At 49.1% G+C, this 15,864-nt stretch carries 12 protein-coding genes and 1 pseudogene; 3 read left to right on the plus strand and 10 right to left on the minus strand.

Translation table 11 applies throughout. The annotated features are described in order from the left end of the window. Positions 1–59: 59 nt before the first annotated feature. The 3 genes and pseudogenes from MY7_RS08155 to MY7_RS08165 all read left to right on the plus strand — a co-directional run bounded on the left by MY7_RS08155 (position 60) and on the right by MY7_RS08165 (position 2,076). Positions 60–517, plus strand: a pseudogene (locus tag MY7_RS08155) (GtrA family protein). Next, the gene (gene galU, locus MY7_RS08160; RefSeq protein ID WP_007611838.1) at positions 518–1,411 is read left to right on the plus strand and encodes a UTP--glucose-1-phosphate uridylyltransferase GalU; all 894 of its coding nucleotides are present in this window, start codon (positions 518–520) and stop codon (positions 1,409–1,411) included. A 74-nt stretch (positions 1,412–1,485) separates the two neighbouring features. Beyond that, positions 1,486–2,076: a DedA family protein gene (locus tag MY7_RS08165; RefSeq protein ID WP_007410125.1), complete on the plus strand. Its 591-nt coding sequence runs from the start codon at positions 1,486–1,488 to the stop codon at positions 2,074–2,076. 54 nt (positions 2,077–2,130) lie between these two features. On the opposite strand, the gene MY7_RS08170 is transcribed toward MY7_RS08165, so the two are convergent. The 10 genes from MY7_RS08170 to MY7_RS08215 all read right to left on the minus strand — a co-directional run bounded on the left by MY7_RS08170 (position 2,131) and on the right by MY7_RS08215 (position 15,850). After that, on the minus strand, positions 2,131–3,660 hold the full coding sequence (locus MY7_RS08170; protein ID WP_007611839.1) for an acyl-CoA carboxylase subunit beta: 1,530 nt from the start codon (positions 3,658–3,660) through the stop codon (positions 2,131–2,133). Between the two features lie 17 nt (positions 3,661–3,677). Further along, positions 3,678–4,457, minus strand: a complete 780-nt coding sequence (locus MY7_RS08175; protein ID WP_007611841.1) for an enoyl-CoA hydratase — start codon at positions 4,455–4,457, stop codon at positions 3,678–3,680. Positions 4,458–4,470: 13 nt separating this feature from the next. Further along, complete coding sequence (locus tag MY7_RS08180; RefSeq protein WP_007611850.1) at positions 4,471–5,370, minus strand: hydroxymethylglutaryl-CoA lyase; 900 nt, start codon at positions 5,368–5,370, stop codon at positions 4,471–4,473. A 15-nt stretch (positions 5,371–5,385) separates the two neighbouring features. Then, positions 5,386–5,598, minus strand: a complete 213-nt coding sequence (locus tag MY7_RS08185; RefSeq protein ID WP_007410121.1) for an acetyl-CoA carboxylase biotin carboxyl carrier protein subunit — start codon at positions 5,596–5,598, stop codon at positions 5,386–5,388. Beyond that, positions 5,595–6,944 (minus strand): acetyl-CoA carboxylase biotin carboxylase subunit, encoded by a 1,350-nt coding sequence (locus MY7_RS08190; protein ID WP_007611855.1) that lies wholly within the window; start codon positions 6,942–6,944, stop codon positions 5,595–5,597. Before MY7_RS08190 ends, MY7_RS08185 begins: the two co-directional genes overlap by 4 nt. 21 nt (positions 6,945–6,965) lie before the next feature. Then, positions 6,966–8,606, minus strand: coding sequence for an AMP-binding protein (locus tag MY7_RS08195; RefSeq protein WP_007611856.1), 1,641 nt, complete (start codon positions 8,604–8,606; stop codon positions 6,966–6,968). Positions 8,607–8,650: 44 nt separating this feature from the next. Beyond that, complete coding sequence (locus MY7_RS08200; RefSeq protein WP_007611857.1) at positions 8,651–9,793, minus strand: acyl-CoA dehydrogenase family protein; 1,143 nt, start codon at positions 9,791–9,793, stop codon at positions 8,651–8,653. A gap of 139 nt (positions 9,794–9,932) precedes the next feature. Further along, positions 9,933–11,471: a glycoside hydrolase family 10 protein gene (locus MY7_RS08205; RefSeq protein ID WP_029325941.1), complete on the minus strand. Its 1,539-nt coding sequence runs from the start codon at positions 11,469–11,471 to the stop codon at positions 9,933–9,935. Between the two features lie 120 nt (positions 11,472–11,591). Beyond that, complete coding sequence (locus MY7_RS08210; RefSeq protein WP_003153891.1) at positions 11,592–11,972, minus strand: DUF1360 domain-containing protein; 381 nt, start codon at positions 11,970–11,972, stop codon at positions 11,592–11,594. Between the two features lie 74 nt (positions 11,973–12,046). Beyond that, the gene (locus MY7_RS08215; RefSeq protein WP_007611859.1) at positions 12,047–15,850 is read right to left on the minus strand and encodes a non-ribosomal peptide synthetase; all 3,804 of its coding nucleotides are present in this window, start codon (positions 15,848–15,850) and stop codon (positions 12,047–12,049) included. Between the last annotated feature and the right edge of the window lie 14 nt (positions 15,851–15,864).

Consider the following 15,864-nt stretch of genomic DNA (forward strand, 5'->3'; position numbering starts at 1 on the left):
GTTCATATTTTAGTAATTGTTTATTCAACACTGTCCGCTAAAGTAATCCATATCAACAAATAGGACAGCGAACTGCATCTTATTATGAGGGGAGGTCACCGCTATGCTGAAAGAAAAAGTAAAGACAGCAGGCCGTTTTTGCACTGTAGGCGTCGGCAATACGCTGATCGATTTTGGTGTCTTCTTTCTTCTCGCCGCTTGTCATGTCCCCTATCTTCCGGCGCAGATCTGCTCCTATTCGGCAGGGATCATCAACAGCTATGTATGGAACCGGAAGTGGACGTTTCGTGTAAAACGCAAGGCTGACGGGAAAGAGATCATGCGGTTTCTCATGATTAATCTTGCCGCGTCGGGAATCACCTTTTTGCTGCTTTACGCGTTTCAAAAAGGCGGCTGTTCGCTATTGGTGAGTAAGTTCGCTGCCACTATCGGCGGAATGATGATGAATTTTATCGGAAACCGAATCTGGGTATTTGGAGATTCGCTGAAAAACATACAGGATCAGGAGGGAAGATGAATGAGAAAAAAAGTGAGAAAAGCGGTCATTCCCGCAGCAGGTTTAGGAACGAGATTTCTGCCGGCGACAAAGGCGCAGCCGAAAGAAATGCTGCCGATTGTCGACAAACCGGCCATCCAATATATTGTCGAAGAGGCCGCAGCGTCAGGAATTGAAGATATATTGATTATTACAGGGAGAAACAAACGCTCGATTGAAGATCATTTTGACCGGTCGGCGGAATTGGAATTCAATCTTGAGGAAAAAGGCAAGACGGAGACGCTGAAGGAAATGCAGCGGATTGCCGATTTGGCCAATATTCATTACATCCGTCAGAAAGAACCTCTCGGATTAGGACATGCGGTGCTGTGTGCGGAGCATTTTATCGGAGATGAGCCTTTTGCCGTTCTCTTAGGTGATGATATTATGGTATCTGATACTCCCGCTCTCTCACAGCTCATAGACGTCTATAACAAACACGGTACAGAAACGGTCGGCGTACAGCCCGTCGATCCTGCTGATGTCAGCAAATATGGTATTATACAGACGGGGCGGCAGAGCGGTCATGTGTACCAGGTTGAGGATCTGATTGAGAAACCGGCTGTTGAAAAGGCGCCCTCTCATATTGCCGTGATGGGCCGCTACATATTAACCCCTGCTATTTTTAAAACGCTGAAGACGATCGGAAGAGGCGCGGGCAACGAAATCCAATTGACAGACGCGCTGCGCGAAGTGTGCCGCACCCGAAGCATTTACGCGCGGGAGCTTGAAGGAAGCCGGTTTGATATAGGAGATAAGTTCGGCTGTTTTAAGGCCGGCACGGAGATAGGGCTTCTGCGGGAAGAAATGAGACCGAAACTTTTAGCTTATTTAGAAGAGGTGTTAAAAAGAGAATCTGAAGAAATCGTGCGTTAAAAAATAATTTGTAACCATTTTGCTTGTCAATCAGTCATATAATTGGGTAAAAAGATAAAGAGGTTGTGAACAGTGTGGGCAATTTTATTAGTGAAATATTATCCTGGCTGACAAGTATGGGCTATTTAGGGATTGCGCTCGGATTAATGATCGAAATCATTCCGAGTGAAATCGTTCTGGCTTACGGAGGCTATATGGTGTCAGAAGGCACGATCAGCTTTATCGGCGCCATTGTCGCCGGTGTGATCGGGGGAACGATCGCGCAGTGCTTTATTTACTGGATCGCCCGTTATGGGGGACGGCCGTTTTTGGACAAGTACGGCAAGTACTTACTTCTGAAAAAGCATCATGTTGATGTTGCGGAAAACTGGTTTCGCCGTTACGGCGCCGGCGTTGTGTTCTCGGCGCGGTTTATCCCGGTCGTCAGACATGCGATTTCCATCCCGGCCGGCCTTGCGAAAATGCCTCTTTCCAAGTTTGTCATATTGACGACGCTTGCCATTATTCCGTGGTCTGTCATTTTCGTTTATCTCGGGTATCAGCTCGGGGGACAGTGGAAAGACGTAGACAGCTATGCCGGAATGTATACAACTCCGATCATTATATTGGCTCTCGTATTTATTGTTGTTTATTTTGTTGTGAAGAAAATGAGATCAAGACTGTGAAAAAAGACTGCATAAGAACGGCTGTGAGCCGGATCTATGCAGTCTTTTTTTTATTTATACCGGGTATACGGGGTGTTTCCGGTGTGTGAATGTCAGTTGTTTGGACATGTAAGCAGTGAGGCGTTTATTGAGTTCTTCCCGCAAGGAATCAGCAGGAACAATGCCGTCAATCACCATTTCAGAGGCAAGCCGGTAAAGGTTAATGTCTTCCTTATATTCATCACGCTTTTCTTGAATAAAAGCCGGCCTTTCTTCAGGTGTGAGCTCGCTGATTTTGTTTGCGTAGACCGCATTCACCGCTGCTTCAGGACCCATTACGGCAATTTGCGCAGTCGGAAGCGCTAAACAGCAGTCCGGTTCAAAAGCAGGCCCCGCCATCGCGTATAATCCGGCACCGTAGGCTTTTCTGACGATAACGGAAAGCTTCGGAACAGTCGCTTCCGCCATTGCGGAGATCATTTTTGCGCCATGCCTGATGATGCCCGCCTGCTCAACCTTCGTTCCGATCATGAATCCGGGAATGTCTGCTAAAAACAGAAGCGGAATATGGAATGCGTCGCACAAAGCGATAAATTTTGCGGCTTTATCCGCCGAATCGAGAAATAAAACCCCGCCTTTGACACGCGGCTGATTGGCGATAATGCCGACCGGCTGTCCGTGAATCCGCGCAAGCCCCGTTATTAATTCCTGCGCAAATAACGGTTTAATCTCAAAAAATGAGTCTTCATCGATGACACGTTCAAGTAAATCCATCATGTTGAACGGTGCGTTTTGATGTGCCGGGATGACATCTGAGAGCGGTTTTTCAAAAGCTTTCGGGTTCTTAGATTTGTTGACGGGCGCTTTTTCAGTATAATTTGCCGGAAAGTAGCTGAGATATGTCTGCGCCATCATGATTGCTTCCTGTTCCGTCCGGGCGAGGAGATCACCGCAGCCTGATACGGAACAATGCATACGGGCGCCGCCCATTTCTTCAAGCGATACTTTCTCGCCAATCACCATTTCTGCCATACGCGGGGAACCTAAGTACATGGATGCATTGCCCTCGACCATAATGACAATGTCGCAAAAGGCCGGAATGTAAGCGCCGCCCGCAGCGGAAGGGCCGAACAATAAACAGATTTGCGGAATGCGGCCCGACAGCTTTACTTGATTATAAAAGATGCGGCCGGCTCCCCTTCTGCCCGGGAACATGTCGACCTGATCCGTAATTCTCGCACCTGCGGAATCGACTAAGTACAAGAGCGGACACTGAAGCTTTTCCGCCGTCTCCTGAATGCGGATGATTTTTTCCACCGTTTTCGCGCCCCACGAGCCCGCCTTTACGGTTGAGTCGTTTGCCATCACACAAACGGTTCTGCCGCCGATGGTTCCGATCCCGGTAACGACCCCGTCAGCCGGCAGTCCGTCTGACATGCACTCGGCGAAAAAAGCGTCTTCAACGGATATGCCGTCATCGAATAAAAGCTTCAGCCTGTCTCTTACAAAAAGTTTTCCCTTCTTTTCGTTGCTTGCGTGATATTTCGCGGCTCCTCCCTTTTCTATCATTTTGCTGCGTGTCTGCCGTTCTTTTTCGTAATCCATCCGAGTCCCTCCATGTTTTATTTTCCTTTGTATTCAGGGGGTCTTTTTTCTTTAAAAGCGCGCAGGCCCTCTTCTCTGTCAAGTGTGGGGATGACTTGTTCATATGCTTTTCGTTCGATTTCGAGTCCTGTATTGAGATCTGTCTCCAGACCCTTGTTTATCGCGGATTTTGCTTGTCTGACGGCGATCGGCCCATTAGCGGCGATTCGGCCGGCCAGTGCTTTTGCTTTTTCCATAAGTTCATCGGCTTCATAAACATGCTCGATCAGCTTCATGTCTTTTCCCTCTTCTGCAGAAAGTCTTCGGCCGGTATAGATCAATTCTTTTGCCGCGCCAGGGCCGATAAGCCGGGGCAGTCTCTGCGTTCCGCCCGCCCCGGGAATGATCGCAAGCCCTGTTTCAGGAAGGCCGAGGCCCGCCCGGCTGACGGCTGTTCTGATATCGCAGGCGAGAGCGAGTTCAAGGCCTCCTCCGACAGCGGTTCCGTTCAGCGCTGCAATGACCGGCTGCGGGAGAGCTTCAATGGATGCGGCCGTTTCACCGATACGCCTGACGCTTTGTCTGACTTGTTCATGATTCATCCCCGCTCTTTCTTTTAAATCAGCACCGGCGCAAAATGTGTTCCCGGTGCCGGTGAGAATGACACAACGAATGAATGGCGAGTTTTTGATGTCTTCAATCACACGCTGCAAATGATCAATCATTTCTGAAGACAGCGAGTTGGCCGCATGCGGGCGGTTCAGCGTGATCAGACCGATCGTTTCTTGACAGACGGAATACAAGACGCAATCTTCCATGGCTTCTCCTTTCTCATTTCGTTCTGAATGCCTGCAGGTTTCTGCTTGGCAGGTCTTTGCCTATTTTATCCGCGATCCAGCCGGCGGCATAAAGAAGTTTATTCATGTCCGTCCCGGTATCAATCCCCATTTGTTCGAGCATATAAATGACGTCTTCTGTGGCAGCGTTTCCTGCTGATCCAGGGGCGTACGGGCAGCCGCCAAGCCCGCCTGAGGAAGTATCAAAGGATGTGATGCCCATATCAAGAGCGGGAATGATATTCGCTAGAGCCGTTCCTCTTGTATCATGGAAATGGAGTGCGATTTTTGAGGCGGGAATTCTCGGCAAAAGGGCTTCAAGCACGGCTATGACCTGCAAGGGGTTTGCCGCGCCGATCGTGTCGCCGAGCGATATTTCATCAACACCCATTTCGAGCAGGGTGTCTGACAGGCGGATGACTTGTTCGACCGGCACGTTCTGTTCGTACGGACAGCCGAACACAGTGGACAGATAAGCTCTCGTCGCCATTTTTTCAGCTTTTGCTTCAGTAATAACCCGCCTGAGCTCTTGAACGGTCCGGTCAATCGGTTTGTTTACGTTTTTTTGGTTATGGGTTTCGCTTGCAGATAAAAATACACATGCCTGATCGATTCCGCCTTCTGCCGCATGCTCCAGTCCGATGAGGTTCGGAACGAGAGCCGCGTAGACCGTATGTTCAGATCTGGCAATGCCTTTTGCGACGTCCAGGCTGTCACGAAGAGCCGGAATCCATTTCGGATGCACGAATGATGTCACTTCGATATAGGGAAGGCCTGTTTTTGACAGCATATTGATCCACTCAATCTTATCTTCTGTATCCACCCACGCTGATTCATTCTGCAAGCCGTCACGCGGTCCTACTTCATTGATGCGGACATGTTTCGGACAGTTCATGCTGCACCTCCCGTTTTATTGAAGTTCAATCAGGACCTCTCCTTCATCAGTGAAATCACCTTCTGATTTTTTCACTTCTTTCACCGTACCCGCTGCATCAGCGATAATCGGAATTTCCATTTTCATAGATTCCAAGATGGCCACTTCCTGTCCTTCTTCAATGACATCGCCCGGCTTCACATGAATTTTCCACAGGTTTCCCGCCATCTGAATTTTTATGACGCTCATTTTGACGCCCCCTCGTTCATTCTTTGTAAAAAACCGGTTGTTGCCTCGCCCTTTTCAAACACTTCTGAATGAGCAATTTTTGTCAGCAGCGGAATGTTGGTTTTAATCCCTTCTACATGATATTCGCCAAGGGCGGTTTTCAGTTGTTCAATGGCTTGTTTTCTCGTATTCGCCGTGACGATCATTTTGGCAATCATCGGATCGTAAAACGGAGAAATGACGCTTCCCTTTTCGACGGCGCATTCGTGTCGCACTGACGGGTGTCTTAAAACGGAAAAAGACGAGATGGTACCGGGTGACGGGTAAAAGGTGACCGGATCTTCCGCATAGATCCGCACTTCAATCGCATGACCGCGGTGGTTGATATCTTTCTGCGAGAAAGTCAGCGCCTGCCCAGCGGCAATTTTCAGCTGTTCTTCCACAAGATCCAGTCCTGTAATTTCTTCTGTCACCGGATGCTCCACCTGCAGTCTTGTGTTCATCTCTAAAAAATAGATTTGTTTCTTTTGGTCGACGAGAAATTCTATTGTGCCTGCATTTTGGTAGCCGATCGATTTAGCGGCTTTAACGGCGGTTTCACCGAGTCTTTGTCTTAATTCATCGTCAACAAACGGCGACGGCGCTTCTTCTATCACTTTTTGGTGGCGCCTTTGGACTGAACAGTCACGTTCAAACAGATGAACGGTGTTGCCGAAAGAATCTGCGAGTATCTGAATTTCAATATGACGGGCATTTTCAATGACCTTTTCCATGTACATTGCGCCGTCTCCAAAAAAGGAGGCGGCCCGCTTTTGATTGCCTTCAAACGCTTTGGCCAGCTCTTCTTCTGAATGTACGATCTGCATGCCGATTCCGCCTCCTCCTGCGGACGCTTTCAGCATGACCGGAAAACCGATGGCACGGGCTTCGGCTAAGGCGGAGTGAACATCGGGCAATGGCTCTGAAACACCAGGAACGATCGGGACTTTTGCTTTTTGCATCGTTTTTCGGGCTTCTATCTTGCTGCCCATCTTGGCGATGATATCACCGGGCGGACCGATAAATGTGATTTGTTCCTTCCGGCAGCGTTCGGCGAACAGGCTGTTTTCTGACAGAAGCCCGTAGCCCGGATGAATGGCGTCCGCTCCGGCGGATTTGGCGGCTTCTATGATTCTGTCGATATGTAAATAGCTTTCATTTACTCTCGATTTTCCGATTGGATAGGCCTCATCAGCCGCTTTTACGTGCAGGGCGTCCCGGTCGGCTTCTGAATAGACAGCTGTCGAGGGGATGCCGAGACGTTTGCAGGTGCGGATAATTCTTAAGGCGATTTCTCCTCTGTTGGCAATCAGGACTTTTTTAAACAAATGTGAAGCACTCCTTTTTCATTAAGTTAACTTGAGCTCTTCAATCGTTTTTTCCCGCAGCTTGAATTTCTGAATTTTTCCTGAGGCTGTCATTGGATATTCATCTGTAAACAAAACATACCTGGGGACTTTATAGCGGGCGATATGTTCTTTGCAAAAGGTTCTGATGTCTTCTGCGGAAGCGGTTTGTCCGTCTTTGAGCCTGACCCATGCCGCGGCCTCTTCTCCGTATTTCGGATCAGGCACGCCGACGACCTGAACGTCTGCTACCGCGGGATGCCGATATAACATTTCCTCAATCTCACGCGGATAGATATTTTCGCCGCCCCTGATCAGCATGTCTTTCAGACGGCCCGTGATTTTGCAGTACCCGTCCTCGTCCATGACCGCCAAATCACCGGTATGCAGCCAGCCGTCTTTGTCTATCGCTTCTTCGGTCGCTTCTTGATTTTTATAATAGCCTTTCATGACATGATATCCGCGGGTGCAGAGCTCTCCTTGTTCGCCCCGGTCGGCTTCTTGGGATGTTCCGGGCCGAACGATTCTGAATTCGATATGGGGAAGCGCGCGCCCCGCTGTTTCCACTCTTCTTTTAAATGAATCATCCGTTCTTGTCTGCGTAATGACAGGTGATGCTTCGGTCTGTCCGTAGGCAATTGTAATGTCAGTCATCCCCATTTTGCCGATCACTTCTCTCATGACTTCCGCCGGGCATGGCGAGCCTGCCATAATACCGGTTCGGACGTGGGAAAGATCATATTCAGAAAAACGGCTGTCATGAAGGAGGGCGATAAACATCGTCGGTACACCGTGCAGAGCCGTGCAGGCTTCTTGCTCCACCGTTTTCAGAACGGCCGGCGGAGAAAACTGTTCGATCGGAATCATCGCCGCACCCGCGGAAACACATGCCAGCACGCCGAGCACACACCCAAAGCAGTGGAAAAACGGCACGGGAATACATAAACGGTCACTTGAAGTAAGCTTCATGCATTCTGCGATATTTGCCGCGTTATTTACGATATTAAAATGTGAGAGCATGACGCCTTTCGGAAATCCGGTCGTACCTGATGTATATTGCATATGAATGCAATCATCCTTTTTCAGGCTGTCCATCCTTCCGTCAAGCTCTGCATCCGTTACAGACTCAGCATCCTTCAGCAAAGAATCCCAACGGTGCACCCCGGGCGGGCTTTTATCACCGATATATAACACCGTCCGTAAAAAGGGATAACGTTTCGAACGCAGCCTGCCGCGCTCACACGTTTTCAGCTCCGGAATCAGCTTATTCACGATTTCAACATAAGATGTCTGCCGGTAGGAATCCATGATTATCAGGGCCGAGACGTCTGAATGTGCCAGCAGATAATCAAGCTCTGCGATTTGAAAATTGGTATTAATGGTGACCAGAACGGCGCCGATTTTCGCCGTTGCAAATTGCGCCGCGAGCCATTCCGGAATGTTGGATGCCCATATGGCCACATGATCTCCTTTTTCAACTCCCAGCTTCATCAGCCCTTTTGCGGTTTGCCGGCATAACCGGTCAAACTCGGCATACGTATAACGAAGGCCGCGCTCAGGATAAACAACCGCTTCACGATCCGGAAAAAGCTCCGCGGTCCGCTCAAGCAGCTTTCCGGCTGTTAAATGGATAAGTTCAGCCATATGACCTGCCCCTTTCCATCCCTGTCTTAGTAAACGTTTTCATTTCACTTCAAAAGCTGTCTTGCGATGACCATTCTTTGAATTTCTGACGTTCCTTCGCCAATCTCCATCAGCTTTGCGTCACGAAGCATACGTTCGACACCGCATTCCTTCATATAACCGGAACCGCCATGAATTTGGATGGCCTGAAGGCATGTTCTGACGGCCATTTCAGATGCATAAAGCTTGGCGAATGCCGCTTCTTTCGTAAATGGCAGGTTTTGATCCTTCAGCCATGCCGCTTTAAGCACCATCTGTCTGGCAAGGTCAATTTCCATCGCCATATCGGCCAGCTTAAATTGAATGGCTTGAAATGACGATATCGGACTGCCGAACTGCTTGCGTTCCTTCGCATATGACAGCGACGCCTCCAGCGCGCCTTGAGCGATACCGACAGCCAGTGCCGCAATCGAGATCCGCCCGCCGTCTAATGTATATAAAAATTGTTTAAAACCTTTTTCAGGATCACCGAGCAGGTTATCGGCAGGCACCCTGACATCCTCCAGCACAAGCTCGGCCGTATCCGACCCTCTCACACCCATCTTGTCGTACGGATTTGTGATCGTAAATCCCGGTGTGTCTGTCGGGACGATCAGAGCTGAAATGATCGGTTTTCCGGAGGAGTTCTTTCCCGTAACGGCGGTGACAATGACCGTTCGGGCGTAATTTGCGTTTGTGATCCAGCATTTCTCTCCGTTTATCACATAGTCATCGCCCTTTTTCTCGGCTTTTGTCTGGGTTCCGCCGGCATCGGAACCTGCATTCGGCTCTGTCAGCCCGAATGATCCGAGCGCTTTTCCCGAAGCAAGCGGAATAAGATGTTCTTGCTTTTGCTGTTCAGTACCGAAATAGTATAATGGGCTTGCGCCGAGTGACACGGCTGCCGCGTAGCTCAGCCCAGTGCTGCCGCAGGCTTTTCCGATTTCTTCGACCGCTGCCGCATATGAAATGGTGTCACCGCCCGCCCCGCCGTATTCTTCCGGAAACGGAATTCCGAGCAGCCCGAGTTCGCCTATTTTTTTAAATGTGTCTATCGGGAAGACGGCTGATTGATCAACCTCATGGGCTTTCGGGGCAATTTCATTTTTGGCGAAATCTCTGACCATTTCGCGTACCATCTGCTGTTCTTTTGTCAGTTGAAAATTCATTAACCTTCCTCCTTCTGCTGCTTTCTACATTTTATTAATGGGGGTCTTTATTCATTCCATCCAAATGAAGTCTGAACATTCGGACTCATCCGCTGCAAAAAAACTGACAGCGCCGCAACTGTCAGTTTTATTAATAATGCTATTTAACCGTCCGTTTTGCGGAGGGACGGCTCTCATGGTGAAGCCTGTCAACGGAAGTAACGATATAGGTGCAGACTCCTTTCGCCCGAGTATCAGTATCTGAAAATGTCTGCGTCCGTGACGATGTTTTTCTGACTGTATCCACTAAATAAGGCTGCTTTCCCTTTTCTGCGCGGTAAATGGCGTAATAAGCCGTTTTTTTACCGTTGGATTTCGCATCTTCAATTAAGAGTGTATGGCCTGAAGCATTCTTCTCCGCCCGTTTGACAGACGGTTTTTTTAAAGCGGAATGTCCGAGCCAAGGCATCTCGGGAATTAATGCGGGCCGGCTGTACATGTCTTTGATCAAACGGTTTTTCACATCGAGCGGATTACGGTTTAAATCCTTTAAACTGAAATGCATGCTTCCTTTAATCCAAGCTGATCCCCTGTTTAGAGTAATCTGTCTTCCGTATTCCCCCGGGTCGGCCCAGGCCGGGTCAGCATTGTTGTTGATTTTATAAGCTGCCTGCCCGATATATAAATGCACCGGCCGATTGTTCACTTCTTTTCCCCACCAATCCGCTAAGACGTCATATGCCGCCGCTTTAAATCCGATGCTCCAGTAAATTTGCGGTGCGATGTAATCAATGTATCCTTTTTGGATCCATTCTCTCGTATCAGCATATAAATCATCATAGTTCCGCACCCCGGCGGCCGTTTCGGAGCCTGTCGGGTCATCTGCGGCATTTCTCCATACGCCGAACGGGCTGATTCCGAATTTGACATAAGGTTTTTCTCGTTTGATGGTTTGGTTGATTTCTTTTACAAGCCGGTTGACGTTATCCCTGCGCCAGTCATCAACTGATGCAAAGTGAGCTTTTCCGTACCGTTCGTATTCCGCCTGATCGGGGAATTCCTGTCCGGCAATTTTATAAGGATAAAAATAATCATCCATATGAACCGCATCAATGTCATAACGGCTGACCACTTCTTTGATTCCATCCGTTATAAATTGTCTTACTTCCGGAATGCCCGGATTATAGTACAGCTGTTTTCCGTATGCAGCGACCCAGTCCGGATGGGAACGCGCGGGATGATCATATGAAAGCGCATTCAAATTTGTGTGATTCATCGTGATCCGGTAAGGATTGAACCAAGCGTGAAATTCAAGATTCCGTTTATGTGTCTCTTCAACTAAAAAAGCAAGCGGATCGTAGCCGGGATTTTTGCCTTGTGTTCCTGTCAGATACTCTGACCAAGGCCCGTAATCTGATGGATAAAAAGCATCAGCCGCAGGCTTAATTTGGACGATAACGGCGTTCATTCCCATCTCCTGAACGTCATCCAGCAGCTTGCTGTATTCTCTTTTTTGCTCTTCCGGTGACAGCCCTTTTTTAGAGGGCCAGTCGATATTGGTGACAGACGCGATCCATACGGCTCTCATTTCTCTCTCCGGCTGAGTGCCGCTTGCTTGTGCGGATGCTGAGAATGTAAAGATACCGGCTGTCAGTACAACGGTCAAAAACCATATCATGCTAAAACGGCAGCTTTTCATGTTTTTCCCCCTCTCTGCTTTACGGTATTCCGAAGCATTCCGGGCGGTGAATCAGAAAGCCTGCTTTGCTCCTCTCAGCCTAAAAGGGAAAGAAAAAAGTCCTAAAGCGAATAAAACGCTTCAGGACTTTTTATGTTTTATGGCGGCGAGCACGTCAATGACTTTTGTTCCGACGCCGACACATGTTTCAAGAATGGCCTGCGCTCCGGCGATGGATAAAATGAAAATAACCGGATGTGCATAGCGGGGCCAGACCAAGTAGCAGATGCCGATCAATATGGCGCACCAGACACCCGCACACCAATAACATTGCAGCATATAACCGAATGCGGAGGAAGGGACTTTTTTTTGGACGGCGCGCCCGTTTTGATCGACGGTTTTTTCTTGCTTTATAAAGGGTTTTCTTATGAATTCCGTAATCTTATCAAATACGATCAAATGGGTCAGCCGGTAGCTGGCAAGAATGATCATTACATACGTAAGCCAAGATAGGTTCGTCATGTCAAAGCCTCCAAAAAAACTGAGTTTGATTCCCCTATCTTGCCCTTTGTCTTCTTCAGCCATTCTGCCGGATGTTACAGATTCCGCGCCAAGCGTCTTCCGCTGTTTGCAATGATGTCCAGTATGACCTCAGCATTTTGCTGTGCATAGGCGGGTTCAAACATATCTTTATGGGCGCCCCCGCCTTGATATTCCTGATAGAGTCCCGTTGTGGCGCCTTCCCACTTCATCGGCTCGGTCTTATCACTGTGCTCTTCCTTTATACCGGCCTCGATAAAATGGAGGTTTGCCGCAATTTGGCCATCATTTATCAGTTCCGCCCAGTACGTTTGATAGCGCTCTGTTTTTCTGATGACCGCTTCCCTGACGGCTTCCGGGACATTTTCGGCTGTTGCGTTTGTTGGCTGCGGCGGCAGTGCGTCAAGCTTTCTGTACGCGTCTGCGATAATGACGTCGCTGATTTCTAAGCCGCGCTTTTCCATCGCTTTTGCCGCCTCGAATGCCGTATTGCCGCCCGCTGAATATCCGAAGAGGATATAAGGGCCTTCCGGCTGGATTTCCAGCATTTTATCAATGTATTGTTCCATTCTGCTGTCTTCTTCAATAAAGTTAAAACCGTACACAGCAGCCCGTCCGTTTAATGCCGCCGCAAGATCTTTAAAGAAAATCCCGAAACCTGAGATAGGCGGAAAACAGAATAGGTTGCGGCCTTTCGGCTGATTCAGTCTGCTGATATGCTGTTCGGCAGCTTCCGACAGTGTGCTGGAATACAGCTTTTCAGCCAATTGTTCAATTGTCGGATATTCAAATATCATTTCAATCGGCACATCCATCTGCTGCCTGGTCTTCAGCTGATGAATCACTTGCAATGCTTTCAAAGAATGGCCGCCCAGCTCAAAGAAGTCATCCTGTATGCCCAGCTCCCCGCAGCCGAGGATCGGCGTCCAAATGTCGATCAGCTCACGCTCTACCCAGTTTCGTGGCGGAACGGCTTTTGATGACGTTTTTTTCCGTTCCGGCGCAGGCAGCCGGCGGCGGTCCACTTTGCCGTTTGCGGTAAGCGGCATACGGTCAAGCTTAATCACATACTGCGGAATCATATAGTCGGGAAGCGACCTGGCCAACAGGGATCGAATGGCTCTTTCTTCAGCATGTGCTCCTGTATAATACGCACAAAGGATTGCTTCTTGTCCTTCTTTTGCTGCGATGACTGCCGATTCCCTGATTCCATCTATTTCAGTCAAGCGTGCTTCAATTTCGGCCGGCTCAATCCGCTTCCCGCGAATCTTGAATTGGCGGTCGATACGGCTGATGTATCCGATGCTTCCATCAGGCAGCCAGTGTGCCAAGTCGCCTGTTTTGTAGATCTTTTCTTCAGGATGAACCGGATGGCTGACAAATGCTTCACTTGTTAAGTCAGGCCTGTTTAAATAGCCTTTGGCAACCCCGTCACCGCCGACACAAAGCTCACCGGGCACGCCGATCGGCGCAAGTCCGCCGTTTTTATCAATGATATACGCGGTTGAATTGCTGATCGGTTTTCCGATTGGGATCGGCTGAGAAAAATCGTGCCTGATTTCGTAAAAGGTAGAAAATGTCGTATTTTCCGTCGGTCCGTATATGTTATAAAGGCTGAGATTCGGACAGCGGTGTCTGACCTTATTGATGAGCGCCGGGGACAATGCTTCTCCGCCGACATATAAGGTGTGCAACCCAGAAAACATCTCCGGATCTGCCTGGGCAAACTGGTTAAAGAGCGCCGTCGTCAAAAACAGAATCGTAATCCGGTTGGAAGAAAGATAATTGCCGAACCTCTCAGGGGCAAGCATTGTCGAGCGGTCAACCACATGAAGACATGCTCCGTTCAAAAGCGCTCCGAAGATTTCAAATGTCACTGCATCAAAACCGATGGACCCTGTCAGAATGAGACGATCCGTCACACCGGCCGCCGTGTAATTGCTGTTTGACACGAGCGATACGACGTTTCGGTTGGAAATCATCACGCCCTTCGGTTTTCCTGTTGAACCGGATGTATACATAATATAGGCAAGGTCATCAGGTGCTGTATCGGTATTCAGCTTTCCCGCATCAGCTGTTTGTTTTTCAGCTGCAGCCGGGATAGAGATGATGTGAGAAAAGTCAATATCAGTCTCAATCCCTTTTTGTACCGTTAACAGCTGTGCTCCGCTCTCAGTGAGCATATCGGCGATCCTGTCGGATGGCAGTTCTGCATCAAGAGGAAGGTACGTCCCTCCCGCTTTCAATACAGCGAGAACAGCGATGATAAATTCCGGTGAGCGTTCGGCCAGAATCCCGGCAATTCCCTTTGGCGCCAAACCGTTTTCCAGCAGGGTGCGGGCGAATGCAGTTGACCGTTCATCGAGCTCCCGGTACGTCATCGTCAGCCCGCCGGCGTGAAGCGCCTGATGGTCCGGGGTTTTCTTCACCTGTCGGCTGAACAGGCTGATGATGCTTTCGTCTCTTTCATAAGTTGTTTTCGTGTCATTAAATTCGCCGATTATTCTTGATTTTTCCTTTTGTCCGAGCATCGGAAGCCGATCAGCGGGAACATCGGGATTGAAGGCGGCGCCACGCAGAGCTTCTTCCAAATGTCCTTTTACGCTCTCTATCCATACTTCGTCATAAACGTTCGCATTGTAGCTGAATTTGATGAGCAGCTCATCGCCAGGCGCTATGATGAGGTTAAAATCGTAGCCCGATTGTTCCGACACGTTGACATTCCCGATCCGGAACGGTGCATCCGATTCCTTTTCCGCGTCTTTCATCTGCTGCTGAATCGGATAATTTTCAAACACGATGATGTGGTCGATTAAATCCTGTTTCAGCTCAGTCTGAGATTGGATGTCAGCAAGCGGATGATAACTGAACGCCTCTGAGTCAAGCATTTCTTTCTGCAAGCGCCCCAGCAGTTCTCTAAAGCTTTCGTCACCCGTTTTAATGCGTACCGGCACGGTATTGATAAACAGCCCGATCATGCTTTCCACGCCGTCAATGACCGAAGGGCGCCCTGATACGACGGCACCGAATACGGCATCGTCCGTCCGGTTGTAGCGCTGCAGCATCAGGCCCCATACAGTCTGCATAAGAACCGCGAGCGTAGCCCCCTCTTCTTTGGCGATGGTTTTCAGCCTGTCTGTCAGGTTTTGATCTAAAGAAAACAGGAGCTCTTTCTTACGGTAGCCTTTTTCCTGGGGACGGGCCGATATTTTCGGGAGTCCTGTGGGTGTCTCGCAGCCTGCTAAATATCCTTTCCAATATTCAGAAGCCGCGTCTTTGTCCTGATCAGTCAGCCATGTAATATAAGTGCTGTAAGGCTTTGCGGGCGCCAGTGTGACGGGTGAGCCTGATTCAATCGCCCGGTACATATGCATGAATTCCTGAAGGACGATGCCGAGGCACCAGCCGTCCATAAGAATGTGATGGTGGCTCCAGACGCATACATATTTTTCGTCACCCGTTTTAAACAAAGAAACACGCATCAGCATATCCTTTTGCAAGTCAAAGCCTTTTAAGCGGTCACGTTCCTTAAATCGCTGTAAATAGATGCTCTGTTCCGCTTCGTCCAAATGTGTAAGATCTTCGCGGTGCAGCCGGAATTCCCGCTCACGCAGCACAACTTGGCGGGGGCCGTTCAGCTGAGCGATATGAGGTAAAAAAACCGTTCTGAAAATATCGTGGCGGCTGATGACAGACTGTACGCTTTGCTCAAACAATTCCGGACGAAGCCGGCCTTTTATGGTGAAGACGGATTGCTCGATATATGCAGCCCCCTCCTTTTGCAGAAAGGAATGAAAAAGCATTCCTTCCTGCATTCGGCTGAGGGGATAAATGTTTTGGATATTTTTCGTTTTGTCCATGTGTTCCTCCCGCT

It is taken from the genome of Bacillus sp. 5B6, assembly GCF_000259405.1.
GTDB lineage: Bacteria > Bacillota > Bacilli > Bacillales > Bacillaceae > Bacillus > Bacillus velezensis.